The following is a 15,922-nucleotide window of genomic DNA, read 5'->3' as shown; positions in this document are numbered from 1 at the left end:
AGTAACTGCTGCTGTGGCGACACTTACTGCGGTGTAGCCCGCACCGGCGTCGGGCCGGGGGACCGGAGCGGCGGCTGGGCGTCGTCCTGGCGGCCGTCGTGGCGCCGGACGGGGGTGACCACCCCCGCTCCGACGCCATCGAGCGCGCCACGGGCCACGCCGGAACCGGTTTGTCCGCGCTCACGCCCCGGGAGCACACTGGTGGGGACCTGATCCCCCACGCTCGACCCGGCCGGGTGCCCCGGCGGTCGCCCGACCGACGAGGCCCCCGTGCTCGCGCCCTACCGCCCCCTGTTCGCCGTCCCCGGTGCCCTGCGCTTCATCGCCGGGACCGCCCTCTCCCGCACCGGTGGGGCGATGTTCGGCGTCGCCGTCATCGTCATGGTCAGCGAGCGGCAGGGCTCGTACGGTCTCGCCGGCGCGGTGAGCGCCGTCGGCCTCGCGGTGCTCGCGGTGGCGGGGCCCGTCCTCGGGCGGCTCATCGACCAGCACGGCCAGCGCCGCGTGGCCCGGCCGTTCATGGTCCTCTCGGCCGTCGCCGGCCTGGGCACCGCGCTCGCCTCCGGGTTCGGCGCCCCGGTCTGGACCCTCTTCGTCCTCTACGGCGTCAGCGCCTTCCTGCCCGAGCCGGGGCCGATGTCGCGCGCCCGCTGGGCGTACATCTTCCGCGACGACCCCGACCGCCTGCACACGGCGATGTCCTTCGAGCAGGTGGCCGACGAGGCCTCGTTCGTCATCGGCCCGGTCATCGCCGTCCTCGTCTCGACCCTGTGGTTCCCCGAGGCCGGGCTCGTCCTCGCCGAGGTCCTCTTCACCGTCGGCGTCCTCACCTTCCTCGCCGCCCGCGAGACCGAGCCGCCGGTCGTGGCGCGCGCCGACCGCCCGAGCGGCCTCGCCGTGCGCCGCCCCGGGCTGCTCATCGTCGCGACCGCCCTGGTGATGACCGGGGTGATCTTCGGCGCCAACGAGGTCGTCGCCGTCGCCTTCGCCGAGGCCGACGGCAACGCCAGCCTCTCGAGCGTCGTCCTCGGCGGGTTCGCGGTCGGGTCGACCCTCGCCGGGCTGTGGTTCGGGGCGCGCACCTTCCGCTCGACGCTGACCCGGCGGCTGCTCGTTGCGGCCACCGCGATGCTCGTGCTCGAGGTGCCGGCCCTCTTCGTCGCGAACACCTGGCAGCTGACCGTCGTCATGGTCGTCGCCGGGTCGGCCACCGCGCCGATGCTCATCACGAGCCTGTCGCTCGCGCAGCGCCTCGTCCCGGCCGCCCTCGTCACCGAGGGGATGGCGGTGGCCGTCACCGGCATCCTCATCGGCATCTCGGCCGGGTCGGCGGTCGGCGGCTGGGCCGTCGAGGTGCTCGGGCCGCAGCGCGCCTACGCCGTCCCGGTCACCGCCGGCCTCGTGGCCGTGGCGATCATCGCGGTGCGTCGCCGGCACCTCGAGGGTGCCGAGCTCGCGCGCCTCAGCTCGCCGGTGCCGTGACCGCCGCGTCGTCGGCGCGGGTCGCCCCGGGGCGCGCGTCGTCGGCGGCCGGCCCGTCCTCGGAGCTCGCGCGCTCGGTGTAGGCCGAGCCCTTGCGCAGCTCGACCTGCGGGAGGAAGGCGAGCACGACGACGGCAAGGACCATGACGACCGCGCCGACGAGGAACACGACGTCCATCGCCTCGGAGAAGCCCATGAGGAACGGCTTGGCGAGCGCCGGGTCGAGCCCGTTGAGGAACGAGCTGTCCTGGAGCACACCGCTGGCCGCGGCGGTCCCCCCGCCGGCCTGGCTCTGCTGCAGCTGCTGCGCGAAGGCCGCGTTGGCCGGGTCGCGCAGCGCGCCCTGGAACTCGGCGGTGGGGGCCACCGTGCGGAACGCGGAGGCGATCTTGTCGGGCACGAGCGAGAACAGGACGGTGAGGAAGACCGCCGTGCCGATGGTGCCGCCGATCTGCCGGGTGAAGGTGGCGGTCGAGGTGGCGACGCCGATCTGCTGCGGCGGGACGGCGTTCTGCACGGCGAGGGTCAGCGGCTGGAAGTTGAAGCCGAGACCCAGGCCGAAGAAGACCATGATGACCATCGTCTGCCAGAGCGGGGTGTCGAACGCGGTGTAGTGCAACGCGAACAGAGACCCGGTGAGGAGCACGGCGCCGGTGACGGGGAAGAGCCGGTACTGGCCGGTGCGGGAGATGATCTGGCCCGAGGTGATCGAGCCCGACATGATGCCGAGCGTCAGCGGCAGCAGGAGCAGGCCGGCCTCGGTGGGGGAGGCCCCCTTGACGATCTGCAGGTAGAGGGGCAGCGCGGCGAGGCCGCCGAACATCCCCATGCCGATGATGATCGAGGCGGCCGAGGAGACCCCGACGGTGCGGTTGCGGAAGATCTTCAGCGGCAGGATCGCCTCGTCGCCCATCCGGCTCTCCTGGAGGAGGAAGAGCAGGGCGGCGACGCCACCGACGACGTAGGCGGCGATCGAGCGGCCCGAGCCCCAGCCCCACTCACGGCCCTGCTCGGCGACGAGCAGCAGCGGCACGAGCGAGACGGACAGGAGCGCGGCGCCGAGCCAGTCGATGCGGTGGTCGAGGCGCTGGTGGCGCAGGTGCAGCGTCTTGGTGACGAGCGCGAGGGCGATGACGCCGATCGGCACGTTGACGAGGAAGACCCAGCGCCAGCCGGTGACCCCGAGGATCGAGTCGGTGCCGGCGAAGAAGCCGCCGATGACCGGGCCGAGCACGGACGAGGTGCCGAAGACGGCGAGGAAGTAGCCCTGGTACTTGGCGCGCTCGCGGGCCGGGACGATGTCGCCGATGATCGCGAGGGCGAGCGAGAACAGGCCGCCGGCGCCGAGGCCCTGGACGGCCCGGAAGAACGCCAGGCCCGTCATCGAGGTCGAGAGGGTGCACAGCACCGAGCCCACGACGAAGATCGAGATGGCCAGGACGAACAGCTTCTTGCGGCCGTAGATGTCGCCGAGCTTGCCGTACAGGGGCGTGACGATCGTCGAGGTGATGAGGTACGCCGTCGTCGCCCAGGCCTGGTGGTCCAGCCCCTTGAGGTCGTCGGCGATCGTGCGGATGGCGGTGGCGACGATCGTCTGGTCGAGCGCCGCGAGGAACATCCCGGCCATGAGGGCGATGAGGATGGTGACGATCTGGCGGTGGCTGAGCGCTCCGTCCGGTCCGTCCCCGGCGGGGGCGCCGGCGGTCGCGGGCCGGGCGGCGGGCGTGGCCCCGGCGACGTGACGGCCGGGGGCGTGCGCGCTCGCGTGGCGCTTGGGCTGGTCGGGGTCCGCGTGGCGGGGTGAGCTCATCGGGTGCTCCTGGCGGTCGGGTCGGAGAAGGAGGCCTCGAGGTCCGCGGCGAGGCGGGCCAGGTGGCGGGTCAGGGTGCGGACGTCGTCGTCGCTCCAGTCCGCGAGCAGGCCCTGGAGCCAGCGGTCGCGGCCCTCGCGGATGGCGACGAGGAGGGCGGTGCCCTCGTCGGTCACGGCGAGGACGTGGGCGCGGCCGTCGTCGGGGTCGGGCTCGCGGACGACGAGGCCGTGCTCGACGAGGGTGCTCACCTGGCGGCTCACGGTCGAGACGTCGGAGTGCACCGCCTCGGCGAGGGCCGAGACGCGCAGCGGGGTGCGGACGAGGTTGAACAGGAGCGGGTAGGCCATCGGGTCGACCTGCTCGTGCATGCGGGGGGCCCGGCCCTTGGCGACGTGCATGAGCTTGAGCACGCGGACGAGCTCGTCGCCGAGGACGGCGGTCGGTGTCGACGAGGCGGCGCTGAAGGGCATCGGACCTCCTCGGGGTGGGTGTGGACGCGGGCGTCCGGGGCGGGCAGTTGTTTGCAGCATACAACTACATCGGGAGGGGTCGGTGCCGTTCCGGGCCGACCTTCGACAGGCGCGGCGACGTCGGGCGCCGCGGGCCGGGCGTCAGAGCGAGCGGGCGCCGAGGTGGGTGAGGAGGTTCTGGGCGAAGCGCTGGCCCATGAGCGTCACGACGCCCTTCATCGCGGTGTTGACCGCCGGCTTCGTGAGGGCGGGGAACGGGAGGTCGACCGAGATCGTCATCGACGTCTCGAGATGCGTTCCGCCGGAACGCGGTTGCAGCGCGTACCAGCCCTCGACCCCGGCGGACTCCTCGGCGAGGCCGGCCGCCGGGTCGTGCGCGAAGTCGATGCGGTGCGGCTCGTCGAACGTCATCCGCTCGGTGAACGAGAACGAGAAGCTCTTGCCGAGCACCGGCACGCGGGTCATCTCCCAGACCCAGTGCTCGCCGCGCTCGGTGACGCGGTGGAGGAAGGGCGTCAGCCGGGCGATCTCGTCGGGGTCGGTCAGCGTCGCCCAGACCTCCGCCGGCTCGGCACTGATCGTTGCGGCCGACCGGGTCGACGTCGAGAAGCGCGCCATCAGGGGGTGATGGCCAGGGCCGTGAGCACGCGGCGCCCGACGGCCTCGTCGCCCTGGATCGTGACCGGCAGGTCCTCCGGCGCACGACGACCGCCGGCGAGCCGCATCGCCACCCGCGTCGACATCGAGATCGAGGTCGTCACGACGTCGGGGTGGTCGGCGTCCTCGCCGCTGAACAGGGGGATGCCGACCGCGCGGCCGTCCTCCTCCTCGACCCGGGCGCCGGCGCGGCCGACGGTCGGGCCGGTGAGGTCGAGGACGACGGCGTGGCCGGGGCCGACCTGCGCGTCGCGCGCGACGACCCGCGGCAGGACGGCGAAGAGCCGGCTGACGCTCAGGGCCGCTGCGGGGGTGTCGAGGCCACCGGGCCGGTCGAGGGCCTCGCGCAGGTCCTGCTCGTGCATCCACACGTCGAAGGTGCGGATGCCGACGAGGTCGGCCAGCGTCGTGCGGCCGAACGGCCCGCGGACCTCCTCCTCGCCGGTGACGCCCTCGGCGCGGTAGACCGCGAGGCGCTCCTCGAGGCGCCAGTCGAGCTCGTCGACGAGGTCCTCCGGCGAGCGCCCGCGCCGGGCCTCGACGAACTTCTCGTGCCGCACCCCGAAGTCGTGGCGCAGGTAGTCGTAGCCGCTGACGTCGACCTCGGGGTCGGGGTCGCCGGCCACCATCGACTCGCCGCCGAGGACGTGGGCGAGCTGGTCGGCCACCGTCCAGCCGGGGCAGTCGGTGGGGCGCTCGGCGTCACCGGGGCGCAGCGCGCGGCCGAGGTCGGTGACCGAGCGGACGGTGTGCGCCCACGCGTCGACGACCTCGGCGAAGCCGGTCGGGGCAGGTGGGTGCAGGGACATGTCGACCACAGTACCTACGCTGGGGGGTGTGACCTCCCTGCCGAGCAGCCGCCCCGCGGGCGACCGGACCGGCGACGACGGCGACGTCGCGCGCTGGCTGCGGCCGCTCCTGCTGACCCTCGCGGCCGCGCTCGTGGCGCTCGTGCCGGCCGCGGCGCTCACCGGCGCGGCCGACCCGCTGGCGCTCGCCGATCCCGGCCCCGCGGTGCGCTGGGGCGTCCCGGTGGTCGCGACCGTGGGCAACATCGCCTCCTCCACGACCCTCGGCCTGCTGCTCCTCGCCGTCTTCCTCGCGCCCGAGCGCGCGCGCACCGACCGCCGCGGCACCGCCCGGCGCCTCGCCGGCGCCACGGGTGCGCTGTGGGCGGTCGCGGCGGTGCTCGAGGTCGTCCTCACCTTCGCCGACCTCTCCGGCACGCCGCTCACCTCGCCCGACCTGCTGCCCCAGCTGCTGTCCTTCGCCTGGGCGCTCGAGACCACCCGGGTCCTCGTCATCGCCGCCGGCGTCGCGCTCGTCGTGGCCGTCACCGTCGGGCTGGCGCGCAGCCGGGCGTCGATGGCCTGGCTCGCGGCGCTCAGCCTCGTCGCGATCGTCGTCCACGCGCTCAACGGCCACTCGGCCGGCTCGGCCAGCCACGAGGACGCCGTCAACGGCCTGGCCGTGCACCTGCTCGGCGTCAGCGTCTGGGTCGGCGGGCTCCTCGCGCTCGTCATGATGCGCCGCGCGCTGGGCCGCGACCTCGGCGCGTCCGTCGCGCGCTTCTCGGTGCTCGCGACCTGGGCCATCGCCGCCGTCGGCCTCTCCGGGCTCGTCCAGGCGTGGATCCGCATCGGCTCGCTCGACGGCCTGACCACCACCTACGGGGTCGTGCTGCTCGGCAAGGTCGTCGCCATCGCGGCGCTCGCCGTGCTCGGGGCGCAGCAGCGGCGCACGATCGCCGGGCGGCTGGCCGAGGACCCGTCGGACGGACGGGCCTTCGCGCGCCTGGCCGTCACCGAGCTCGCCGTCATGGGCGTCGCGGTCGGGCTCGCGTCGGTGCTCGCGCGCAGCATCCCGCCGGTGCCCGACGCCCTCCCCGACCCCGGCATCGTCCTCGAGCTGACCGGCTACCCCGACCCCGGGCCGTACACCGGCGCCGACTGGCTGCTCGCGTGGCGCATCGACTGGCTCTTCGTCGGCATCGCGGTGCTGGCCGTGGGCCTCTACGTCGCCGGCTACGTGCGGCTGCGGCGCCGGGGAGACGCCTGGCCGGTGCTGCGCGTCGTCGCGTGGACGCTCGGCTGGGCGCTGTTCGTCTGGGCCACGTGCGGGGCGCCCGGCATCTGGGGCCGGGTGCTGTTCAGCGCCCACATGGTCATGCACATGGTCGTCGCGATGATCGTGCCGCTGCTGCTCGTGCCCGCGGCCCCCGTGACGATGGCTCTGCGCACGCTGAGCGCCCGGCGCGACAAGACGTGGGGCCCGCGCGAGCTGCTGCTCCAGGTCGTGCACTCGCGGGCGATGCGGGTGCTCGCCAACCCGGTCGTCGCCGCGGCCGTGTTCTTCTTCAGCCTCGCCGCGTTCTACTACACCGGCCTCTTCGAGCTGGCCCTGACGACCCACACGGGCCACCTGCTGATGATGGCCCACTTCCTCCTCACCGGGTACCTGTTCGTCTGGGTGATGATCGGCATCGACCCCGGGGTGCCGCGGTGGTCGCCGCTCATGCTGCTCGTCATCCTCTTCGCGACGGTGTCGTTCCACGCGTTCTTCGGGGTGGCGCTCACCGGCAGCTCGTCGGTGCTCGCGCCGGACTTCTTCACCGCCATCAACCTGCCGTGGGGTCCCGACGCGCTCGCGGACCAGCACACCGCCGGCGAGATCGCGTGGGGCATCGGCGAGGCCCCGACCCTGACGCTGGCCGTCATCGTCGCCGTCCAGTGGTTCCGCAGCGAGACCCGCGAGACCGCCCGCCTCGACCGCCAGGCCGACCGCGACGGCGACGCCGACCTCACCGCCTACAACGCGCGCCTCGCCCGGCTGCGCGAGGAGGCCGAGCAGCTCGACTGACCCCGCGTCCCCCGGCCCCGGCCGGCGCGCGACCGTGCAGCAACTGACGAAAGTGTCGATTTCTGCACGCCCGGCGACCCCGCGACCGTGCAGGAACTGACGAAAGTGTCGATTCCTGCACGCCGGCGGCCTGGGACCGTGCAGGAACTGACGAAAGGGTCGATTGCTGCACGCCGGCGGCCTGGGACCGTGCAGGAACTGACGAAAGTGTCGATTTCTGCACACCCGACGACCCCCCGACCGTGCAGCAACTGACGAAAGTGTCGATTCGTGCACACCGGCCGGTGCGCGAGGATGGGACCATGCGCATCGCTCTGGTCCAGCTGGCCTACGGGGACGACGAGCCCACGGCGGCCCGCATCGAGCGGGCGGCGGAGCTCGTCGCGCAGCAGCGCGGCCACGACCTCGTCGTGCTGCCCGAGCTGTGGGCGCCCACCGGCTTCGACTACGGCCGCTGGGACGGCGAGGCCGAGCCGCTGGACGGCCCCCTCGCCGCGGCGATGGCGGATGCCGCCCGCGCCGCCGGCGCCACCCTGCACGCCGGGTCCTTCGTCGAGCGGCTGCCCGAGCCGGGTGCCGACGGCAACACCCTGTCCAACACCTCGCTCGTCCTCTCGGCCGACGGCGAGCGGGTCGCGCTGTACCGCAAGGTCCACCGCTTCGGGTTCGGCGCCGGCGAGCCGAGGCTCATGGAGGCCGGCGAGGACGTCGTCGTCGTCGACCTCCCGGACGGCGCCGGCGGCACGGTGCGCACCGGCCTGAGCACCTGCTACGACCTGCGCTTCCCCGAGCTCTACCGCCGCCAGCAGGAGGCGGGGGCATCCCTGCTGGTCGTGCCGGCCGCGTGGCCCCTCGCCCGGGTCGCGCACTGGACGCTGCTCGGCCGGGCGCGCGCCGTCGAGGACCAGTGCGTCATGGTCCAGGTCAACACCGGCGGCACGCACGCCCGCACGCCGATGGGCGGTCACAGCCAGGTCGTCGCGGCGACCGGCGAGGTGCTCGGCGAGCTCGCCCACACCGACGAGGCCGTGCTCTCGGTCGAGGTCGACCTGGCCGCGACGGCCGCCTACCGCGAGGCGTTCCCCGTCCTCGCCGACCGCCGGCTCTGACCCTTCCCACCCCGACCCGCCGACCCGCACGCACGACCGCCCGCGGTTACCGGAACCTCCCCGGCGCCTCGGGAGGTCGCGGGAGAGCCGCCGGCGGGGGAGGCGCCGGGGGCGCGCCGGGCGCGCTCGTGCGAAGGTAAGGGACATGGACGCCGCCGTCACCGCAGCCGCCGTCGCCGAGCTCGCGCAGGCCCTCCCGCCGGGGGTCGTGACCACCGACCCCGCCGCGCTCGAGAAGTACCGCCACGACTGGACCCACGACGCGAGCGCCGGCACCCCGCTGGCCGCCGTCCGCGCCGAGGACGCCGCGCAGGTGCAGCAGACCCTGCGCTGGGCGACCGCACACGGCATCGGCGTCGTGCCCCGCGGCGCCGGCACGAGCCTGTCCGGGGGCTCGATGGGCGTCGACGGCACGATCGTCCTCAGCCTCGAGCGGATGCGCGCCGTCGAGATCGACACCGCCGCGCGCGTCGCCGTCGTCGAGCCCGGCGCGCTCAACGTCGAGGTGAAGAACGCCGCCGTCGCCGAGGGCCTCTGGTACCCGCCGGACCCCAGCTCCTTCGAGATCTGCTCGATCGGCGGCAACATCGCGACCAACGCCGGCGGCCTGTGCTGCGTCAAGTACGGCGTCACCACCGACTACGTCCTCGGCCTGGACGTCGTCCTCGCCGACGGCACCCTCGTGACGCTCGGCGGCAAGCGCGTCAAGGACGTCGCCGGCCTCTCGCTGCTCAAGCTCTTCGTCGGCTCCGAGGGCACACTCGGCATCGTCACGCGCGCGGTCCTGCGGCTCGTGCCCGCGCAAGCGCCGCGCTCGACCGTCGTCGCGCTCTTCCCGACCGTCGCCGACGCCGCCGCCGCCGTCATCGAGCTCGGCCGCACCGTGCGCGCCTCGATGGTCGAGCTGATGGACCGCGCCTCGATCAACGCCGTCGAGGACTACCAGCCGATGGGGCTCGACCGCGACGCCGGCGCCCTCCTCCTCATCCAGTCGGATGCCCCGGGCGCCTCGCGCGCCGAGGAGGTCGAGGCCATCGTTGCGGCCTGCGAGGTCACCGGCGCCAAGGAGGTCGTCGCCACCGACGACCCCGAGGAGTCCGAGATGTTCGTCCAGGCCCGGCGTGTGCACTTCACCGCGCTCGAGCCGCGCGGCGCCGTCCTGCCCGAGGACGTCGGCGTGCCGGTGCCCCAGCTGCCCGCGCTGCTCGCCGAGATCGAGGCGATCGGCCAGCGCCACGGCGTCGAGATCCCCGTCGTCGCGCACGCCGGCGACGGCAACACGCACCCGGCGATCGTCTACGACGCGACCGACGCCGACTCCGAGCGCCGCGCCCGGCTCGCGTTCGACGACATCATGGCGGCCGCCATCGGCCTCGGCGGCACGATCACCGGCGAGCACGGCGTCGGCCGGCTCAAGAAGGGCTCGCTCGAGGCGCAGCTCGGTCCCGACGTCATGGACCTCAACCGCCGCGTCAAGGCCGCGCTCGACCCGCAGGGCATCCTCAACCCCGGCTCCTTCGTCTGACCGGAGCTCCTGTACAGCAGGGCGGCGCTGTGCGACCCTGACCGGACGGCAGCCCGGAGGCACCGGGCGCCCGAGGGAGTGCGCCATGTGGTGGATCATCGGGCTGCTGGCCGTGATCGTCGTGCTCGGGGTGGTCCTCGACCGCCGGCGCCGCGCCACGGGGACCCACTCGGAGTTCACCGGTGACGCCCCCTACGGCGCCGAGGCGGCGGCCTCGCGGATGGCCCACGGCGGCCCGGGCCTCGGCGGCGGCGGCAGCCAGTAGCCGGAGCGGGCCGGTCCGACGAAGTTTGCACAAACCTTCGACGGCGCAGGTCGCGGGCGGTACCGTCGGGTGTCAGCCCGCCGACCCCCTGCCCCAGGAGACCCCATGTACATCGGACTCGGCATCTTCCTGCTCGTCCTCGGCGCCATCCTCACGTTCGCCGTCGGCGACCAGAGCGTGGCCGGCCTCGACCTCGAGATGATCGGCTACATCCTCATGGCTGGCGGCGTCCTCGCCATCGTCCTGTCCTTCGTCATGCAGGCCGGCAGCCGCCGCGGCCGCGTGACGACGACCCGCGAGAGCCACGTCGACCCCGCCACCGGCACCCGCGTCGACCGCACGGAGATCGACCCGCGCTGACGCCCCGCCCCCGCACAGCACGCACGACGGGCCCGTTCCTCACCGAGAGGAACGGGCCCGTCGTCACGTGGGTCCGGGCGCGGCGCGTGCTCCGGGCAGGCGCGCCGCGACCGGGGTCGGGGGACCCGGGGCGTCAACCGGTCAGAAGGCGGACTCGGGCACGTCCATGAGGTCGTTGTCGGTCGCCTCGGCCATCGCGCGCTCGGCCGAGAGGCGGGGCAGGACCTGGCGGGCGTAGAAGCGCGCGGCGGCGACCTTGCCCTCGTAGAAGTCCTTGTCCTTGCCCTCGGCGCCGGCCTCGAGCGCCTCGAGCGCGACGGCGGCCTGGCGCAGCAGCAGCCAGCCGACGACGAGGTCGCCGGCGCCGAGCAGCAGGCGCGAGGTGTTCTGGCCGACCTTGTAGAGGTTCGGCAGCTCGCCGCCCTGGCGCGGGTCGGACTTCATGAGCTCGCCGACCATGTAGCCGAGGATGCCCTGGACGTCCTCGACGCCCTGGCCGAGCAGCTCGCGCTCGCGGTCCAGGCGCCCGCCGCCCACGCCGAGGTCCTTGGCGAACTCCTGCATCTGCGTCGCGAGGTGGGTCAGGGCCTGGCCCTTGTCGCGGACGATCTTGCGGAAGAAGAAGTCCATGCCCTGGATGGCCGTGGTGCCCTCGTAGAGGGTGTCGATCTTCGCGTCGCGGACGTACTGCTCGACCGGGTAGTCCTGGAGGAAGCCGGAACCGCCGAAGGTCTGCAGCGACTCGGTGCCGAGCAGCACCCACGCCCGCTCCGAGCCCAGGCCCTTGACGAGCGGCAGCAGCAGGTCGTTGACGCGGTTGGCGACGTCGGCCGCCGAGCCCTTCTCGAAGGTCTGCTCGCCGGTCGTCAGCACGTGCTGGTCGACCACGTCCTGCTGGCTCGCCGTGTAGAGCACGAGCGCGCGCAGGCCCTCGGAGTACGCCTTCTGCAGCATGAGCGAGCGGCGCACGTCGGGGTGGTGCGTGATGGTGACGCGCGGGGCCGACTTGTCGGTCATCTGCGTGAGGTCGGCGCCCTGGACGCGCTGCTTGGCGTACTCGAGCGCGTTGAGGTAGCCGGTCGAGAGGGTGGCGATCGCCTTGGTGCCGACCATCATCCGCGCGTTCTCGATGACGTGGAACATCTGCGCGATTCCGTCGTGGGCGTCGCCGAAGAGGGTGCCGACGGCAGGCTTCTCGCCGCCGAAGGTCAGCTCGCAGGTCGTTGAGACCTTGAGGCCCATCTTCTTCTCGACGTTGGTGACGTAGACGCCGTTGCGCTCGCCGAGCTCACCGGTCTCGAGGTCGACGGCGTACTTCGTGAGGATGAACAGGCTCAGGCCCTTGGTGCCGACGCCGGCGCCCTCGGGGCGGGCGAGGACGAAGTGGACGACGTTGTCGACCATGTCGGACTCGGCGCTCGTGATGAAGCGCTTGACGCCGCTGATGCTCCAGGTGCCGTCCTCGTTCGGCGTCGCCTTGGTGCGGCCGGCGCCGACGTCCGAGCCGGCGTCGGGCTCGGTCAGCACCATCGTGCAGTGCCAGCCCTTCTCGACGATCCAGCGCGCGAGCTTCTTCTGGTCGTCGTTGCCGATGAGGTACAGCAGCTTGGCGAAGGAGTAGGACGCGGCGAACATGGCGAGGGCGGGGTTGGAGCCGAGGAGCATCTCGTTGGCGGCCCAGCGCAGACTCGGCGGCGCGACGGTGCCGTCGAGCTCGGCCGGCAGGTCGATGGCCCAGAAGCCGCTCTCGCGGTAGGCCTCGACGGACTTCTTGAACGACTCCGGCATCGTGACGGCCTGCGTCTGCGGGTCGTAGACCGGCGGGTGGCGGTCGGCGTCGGCGAAGGACTCGGCGAGCTCGTGCTCCGAGAGGCGCGCGATCTCCTTGAGCATCTCGCGGGCGGTGTCGGCGTCGAGGTCGGCGTACGGGCCGCTGCCCAGGACCTCGCCGCGGCCGAGCACCTCGAAGAGGGTGAACTCGATGTCGCGGAGGTTGCTCTTGTAGTGGCCCATGGTGGTCCTCCCGGAGAGATCGCAAAGTGAGCGCTTGCTCACCAGTGTGCTACCAGCGGGTAACCGGCGCAACCACCGGGGCCCGCGGCAGCCGTTCGGCCCCCTGCCCGGCGCGGTCGGCCGGGCGCGCCGCGACACCTCGTCCCACCTGCCGGGCTCCGCGCGCGGCGGCCCCGGCGCCGGCCCCCGGCGGGGCATACTCGGGAGCGTGAGCACCACGGACGTCCTCGCCGAGGCCCGCCGGCTCGTCGACGACGGCCGCGCGTGGAAGGCCCGTGACCTGCTGCTCGAGCACGCCGAGTCCGACGCCGACCCCGAGGTCCTGCGCGTCCTCGGTCACGTCCTGCACGGGATGGGCGACCTGCCCCGCGCCGGGGCCATCTGGTTCGCCGCCGGGGTCAAGGGCCCCGAGGCCGACGACGCGGTCGCCGCGTGGCGCGAGCAGTCCGGCGACGACTTCGTCACGATGTGGCGCGCCCTGCCCGAGCCGGTGCGCGAGGAGCCGCGCGCGCCCCGCATCGAGGCGCTGCGCACCAAGGCCCTCGTCGCCGACCCGAAGCTCGACGCGCCGCCCGAGCCGCTCGTGCGCCCCGGCGAGCTGACCGCCCCCGCCGACGACGCGGCGGACGAGGCCGGCGGCGTCGACGGCGCCCAGGTCATCGGCTGGATCCTCGCGGCGCTGTTCGTCGTGTGCGCCGTCATCGGCATCGTCACCGTGCTGGGCTGGGTCGTCCCCAGCTGACCGGCCGCGGCGGGCGGCGTCAGTAGCAGCCGTTGACCGTCGCGGCGAGCATGTCGAGGCTCTGCTTGAGGGTGGTCGTCGACTGGCGGCCGTTGACGACGAACGCGAAGACCTTCATCCGGCCGTCGGTGCCGTAGGTGTAGCCGGCCATCGACGCGACGTCGCCCAGGGTGCCGGTCTTGGCCCAGACCTTGCCGACCGCGCAGCGCGAGCGGCTCGTGACGAAGCGGTCGTACTTCGTCGCGAGGGTGCCGGTGCGGCCGGCGGTCGGGAGGCTGCTCGTGCTGCGCATCGGCTCCAGCGCTGCGTACGACCGGTCGACGCCGCGGTCCATGATCGTCGCCAGCTGCAGGGAGCTGATGCGGTCCGAGCGCGAGAGGCCCGAGCCGTCGTACAGGGCCCCGACCGACAGGCCGGCCCGCGAGAGGGTCCGCGCCTGCGCCGTGCGGGCGCCGGTCCAGGTCGTCGGCTCGCCGACGCCGCGAGCGACCTGCCGGTGCAGCATCTCGGCGATGTCGTTGTCGCTGTCGAGGAGCATCCGGCCGACGATCGCCGAGAGGTACCAGCCGTCGCTCGTGGCGAGGGTCGGCGAGCCCCCGCGGACGTTCTCGCGACCCCAGTACCGCACGCTCGAGATGCCGCGGGCCTTGAGGCGCGAGGCGAAGTAGGTGCCGGCGTCGGCGCTCGTGTCGGACACGTCGCGCTGGTCGCGCACGAGCGCCCGGATCGGCGTCACCGAGTCGGGGACGTAGCTCGACTTCCACCCGGTGGCGAGCGAGGGCTTGGGGAAGATGTCGTCGTCGACGTACACCTTGACCGTCCTCGTGCCGCGGGCCTTGAGGGTGCTCGCCGTCGTGGCCGCCATCCGGTCGAGCGCGCTGCTGGTGAGCATCGGGTCGCCCCCGGACTGGATGACGACGCGGTCCGAGGCCGTGCCCTGGCGCACGCTCGTCCGGAAGCGCCACCGCGGCCCGAGGACGGTCAGCGCGTTGTGCGCCGTCACGAGCTTGGTCGTCGAGGCGGGCAGCTTCTCGGACGTCGCGTTCTTCGACCAGACCCGGACGTTCGAGGAGGCGTCGATGACCGTGCCGGAGAACGAGGTGCCGAACGCGGAGGTCGTCACGCGGTTGGCCAGGGCCCGCTGGATGCGCAGGTCGGCGTCGGTCCAGGCGTAGGCGCTCGCGAGGGACGGGGCCGAGGCGGCGGTCTGGGCTCCGGCGCCGGCGCCGGGGAGGGGCGCCGCGACGGTGGGCGCGACGGGCGCAGCGACGAGGGCCAGGCCGAGGGTCGTGGCGGCGATCAGCCGGGTGGGGCGGGGGACGGTGCGCATCGCGCTCTCCATCGGACGTGGGTCAGGGGCGGCCGCGAGCCCCTGCGCCGCGGTCCGGAGGAGGCTAACCCGCCGGGTCGGGATGTGTCCTGTCGACCCGGCGGGCGGCGCGTCGCGCGAACCCCCGCACGTGCGGGGTTATCGCGGTCAGGCGCTGACCACGCCGACGAAAAGCCCGCACGTGCGGGGTTACCGCTGTCGGGCGCTGACCCCGCCGACGGAAAGCCCGCACGTGCGGGGTTGTCGCGGTCAAACGCAGGAACCCCGACGAAAAGCGTGTCGGGGGGTTCCTGCGTTCTGAGCCGATGACGGGAATCGAACCCGCGTGTCCAGCTTGGGAAGCGCGCCGAGGGGTCTTTCCGGGCTGCGATCACGCACGGCTGCAGCGGCTTTGGTGGTGCCTGTTTGGTGCGTTCTGGAGGCTGATTGGGCACGATTGGGCACGCGGGCAGGGAGAGCCACCGATCCGTAGCGGAGCAGGGGAGCCGGCCGGAGAGGACGGGTCAAGGGTGGCCGTAGGTCATCGCGCAGCGACGCGTAGCGCCCTTGATGCGGCCCGGAGGCCGGCGGAGAGTGAAGCGGAGGATCGGCGGCGGGAGTGGTGCGCCGACGTCGGTCTGGGATCAGAGCCGGGCGTAGACGTGGGTGTGAACGGTGGGCTCGTGTTCGAGCAGGAAGTCGACGACCTGCCAGAAGTCGTTGATGCGGTCGTGCTGCAGTGCCTGGTCCCGGCTGAGCTTGCGTCCCCAGATCGGTCGGTCGCTGTAAGGGGCGGCGGCTTGGACGGCCGTGGCCGCGGGCTCGGGCGAGCTGTCAAGCGGCCCGACTCGGCAGCCGAAGGTGACATGGTCGTCGAAGTCGTCCCCGAAGCTGCCCAGGATCGCGTCGATCCATGCTTCGTGCTGTCCGTCGTGGTGGTGCAGAGCCGAGAAGGCGACGGCGTGCGCTCCATCCTCGTCGTTGATGAGGGACTTCACGAGTGTGTAACCGGCGCCGCACTGGTCACACTCCTTCTCGGTGACGTCGGAGGGTTCGTCGAAGGTCAGGGCCACGGGCGGATCATGGCACGCGGGGACCCGGCGGGGGAGTGGGTCGCCGGTCCATGACGCTTAGGGGGGCTTGTCTCCACCTGGTGACTAGTTCGCGCGGCGAGGGGGTGGGGTGCGACGGGGGTGCGCGGAGGGCGCGAAGCGCCCGCAGCGCGGGGGTCCCTGGCGCGGGGCCCCGCCGCCGAGCTGTGCCGCGGCGCGGAGCGCCGCCTTGAGTCAGTAGAGAAAGTCCTCACGATGCGCAACTG

14 protein-coding genes are annotated in these 15,922 nt (G+C 73.3%); 7 read left to right on the top strand and 7 right to left on the bottom strand.

Translation table 11 applies throughout. From position 1 onward, the window contains the following. The first annotated feature begins 270 nt into the window (after positions 1–270). Positions 271–1,482 carry an MFS transporter gene (locus HL663_RS02685; RefSeq protein WP_173026942.1) on the top strand — a complete coding sequence of 404 codons (1,212 nt, stop codon included), beginning with the start codon at positions 271–273 and terminating at the stop codon, positions 1,480–1,482. On the opposite strand, the gene HL663_RS02680 is transcribed toward HL663_RS02685, so the two are convergent. The 4 genes from HL663_RS02680 to HL663_RS02665 all read right to left on the bottom strand — a co-directional run bounded on the left by HL663_RS02680 (position 1,463) and on the right by HL663_RS02665 (position 5,231). Continuing rightward, entirely contained in the window at positions 1,463–3,292 is a 1,830-nt protein-coding gene (locus tag HL663_RS02680; protein ID WP_173026941.1) for an MDR family MFS transporter, read from the bottom strand. The genes HL663_RS02685 and HL663_RS02680 overlap by 20 nt on opposite strands. Next, a complete protein-coding gene (locus HL663_RS02675; RefSeq protein WP_286175878.1) occupies positions 3,289–3,765 on the bottom strand; it encodes a MarR family winged helix-turn-helix transcriptional regulator in 477 nt (158 codons plus the stop codon). The genes HL663_RS02680 and HL663_RS02675 overlap by 4 nt, the downstream gene beginning before the upstream one ends. Before the next feature lie 141 nt (positions 3,766–3,906). Further along, entirely contained in the window at positions 3,907–4,383 is a 477-nt protein-coding gene (locus HL663_RS02670; protein ID WP_173026939.1) for an SRPBCC family protein, read from the bottom strand. After that, complete coding sequence (locus tag HL663_RS02665; RefSeq protein ID WP_173026938.1) at positions 4,383–5,231, bottom strand: maleylpyruvate isomerase family mycothiol-dependent enzyme; 849 nt, start codon at positions 5,229–5,231, stop codon at positions 4,383–4,385. Before HL663_RS02665 ends, HL663_RS02670 begins: the two co-directional genes overlap by 1 nt. A gap of 28 nt (positions 5,232–5,259) precedes the next feature. On the opposite strand from HL663_RS02665, the gene HL663_RS02660 reads away from it, so the two are divergent. The 5 genes from HL663_RS02660 to HL663_RS02640 all read left to right on the top strand — a co-directional run bounded on the left by HL663_RS02660 (position 5,260) and on the right by HL663_RS02640 (position 10,540). Beyond that, the gene (locus HL663_RS02660) at positions 5,260–7,281 is read left to right on the top strand and encodes a bifunctional copper resistance protein CopD/cytochrome c oxidase assembly protein (protein WP_286175877.1); all 2,022 of its coding nucleotides are present in this window, start codon (positions 5,260–5,262) and stop codon (positions 7,279–7,281) included. 302 nt (positions 7,282–7,583) lie between these two features. Beyond that, complete coding sequence (locus HL663_RS02655; protein ID WP_173026936.1) at positions 7,584–8,390, top strand: nitrilase-related carbon-nitrogen hydrolase; 807 nt, start codon at positions 7,584–7,586, stop codon at positions 8,388–8,390. 145 nt (positions 8,391–8,535) lie between these two features. Beyond that, entirely contained in the window at positions 8,536–9,915 is a 1,380-nt protein-coding gene (locus tag HL663_RS02650) for an FAD-binding oxidoreductase (RefSeq protein WP_173026935.1), read from the top strand. A gap of 85 nt (positions 9,916–10,000) precedes the next feature. Beyond that, complete coding sequence (locus HL663_RS02645; RefSeq protein ID WP_173026934.1) at positions 10,001–10,180, top strand: hypothetical protein; 180 nt, start codon at positions 10,001–10,003, stop codon at positions 10,178–10,180. 105 nt (positions 10,181–10,285) lie between these two features. Further along, positions 10,286–10,540, top strand: coding sequence for a DUF6458 family protein (locus HL663_RS02640; protein WP_173026933.1), 255 nt, complete (start codon positions 10,286–10,288; stop codon positions 10,538–10,540). Positions 10,541–10,681: 141 nt separating this feature from the next. Here the strand turns inward: HL663_RS02640 and HL663_RS02635 are convergent, their stop codons facing one another. Further along, entirely contained in the window at positions 10,682–12,553 is a 1,872-nt protein-coding gene (locus tag HL663_RS02635) for an acyl-CoA dehydrogenase (RefSeq protein WP_173026932.1), read from the bottom strand. A 208-nt stretch (positions 12,554–12,761) separates the two neighbouring features. Between HL663_RS02635 and HL663_RS02630 the strand changes: the two genes are divergently transcribed. Continuing rightward, positions 12,762–13,295: a hypothetical protein gene (locus HL663_RS02630; protein ID WP_173026931.1), complete on the top strand. Its 534-nt coding sequence runs from the start codon at positions 12,762–12,764 to the stop codon at positions 13,293–13,295. A gap of 19 nt (positions 13,296–13,314) precedes the next feature. On the opposite strand, the gene HL663_RS02625 is transcribed toward HL663_RS02630, so the two are convergent. Continuing rightward, positions 13,315–14,625, bottom strand: a complete 1,311-nt coding sequence (locus HL663_RS02625; protein ID WP_173026930.1) for a D-alanyl-D-alanine carboxypeptidase/D-alanyl-D-alanine-endopeptidase — start codon at positions 14,623–14,625, stop codon at positions 13,315–13,317. Positions 14,626–15,248: 623 nt separating this feature from the next. Further along, positions 15,249–15,677 carry a hypothetical protein gene (locus HL663_RS02620; protein WP_173026929.1) on the bottom strand — a complete coding sequence of 143 codons (429 nt, stop codon included), beginning with the start codon at positions 15,675–15,677 and terminating at the stop codon, positions 15,249–15,251. Positions 15,678–15,922 lie beyond the last annotated feature (245 nt).

The organism is Arthrobacter sp. NEB 688 (assembly GCF_013201035.1).
In the GTDB taxonomy this organism is placed as follows: domain Bacteria; phylum Actinomycetota; class Actinomycetes; order Actinomycetales; family Dermatophilaceae; genus Phycicoccus.
Note: the sequence above shows the minus strand (reverse complement) of the source record. Positions and strands in the feature narration are given on the sequence as shown.

What these genes read in the sequence shown, in the direction of transcription:
- HL663_RS02680 (WP_173026941.1), bottom strand. Translation starts at nt 3,292, where the DNA reads ATGAGCTCACCCCGCCACGCGGACCCCGACCAGCCCAAGCGCCACGCG.
- HL663_RS02675 (WP_286175878.1), bottom strand. Translation starts at nt 3,765, where the DNA reads ATGCCCTTCAGCGCCGCCTCGTCGACACCGACCGCCGTCCTCGGCGAC.
- HL663_RS02670 (WP_173026939.1), bottom strand. Translation starts at nt 4,383, where the DNA reads ATGGCGCGCTTCTCGACGTCGACCCGGTCGGCCGCAACGATCAGTGCC.
- HL663_RS02665 (WP_173026938.1), bottom strand. Translation starts at nt 5,231, where the DNA reads ATGTCCCTGCACCCACCTGCCCCGACCGGCTTCGCCGAGGTCGTCGAC.
- HL663_RS02655 (WP_173026936.1), top strand. Translation starts at nt 7,584, where the DNA reads ATGCGCATCGCTCTGGTCCAGCTGGCCTACGGGGACGACGAGCCCACG.
- HL663_RS02650 (WP_173026935.1), top strand. Translation starts at nt 8,536, where the DNA reads ATGGACGCCGCCGTCACCGCAGCCGCCGTCGCCGAGCTCGCGCAGGCC.
- HL663_RS02645 (WP_173026934.1), top strand. Translation starts at nt 10,001, where the DNA reads ATGTGGTGGATCATCGGGCTGCTGGCCGTGATCGTCGTGCTCGGGGTG.
- HL663_RS02640 (WP_173026933.1), top strand. Translation starts at nt 10,286, where the DNA reads ATGTACATCGGACTCGGCATCTTCCTGCTCGTCCTCGGCGCCATCCTC.
- HL663_RS02635 (WP_173026932.1), bottom strand. Translation starts at nt 12,553, where the DNA reads ATGGGCCACTACAAGAGCAACCTCCGCGACATCGAGTTCACCCTCTTC.
- HL663_RS02625 (WP_173026930.1), bottom strand. Translation starts at nt 14,625, where the DNA reads ATGCGCACCGTCCCCCGCCCCACCCGGCTGATCGCCGCCACGACCCTC.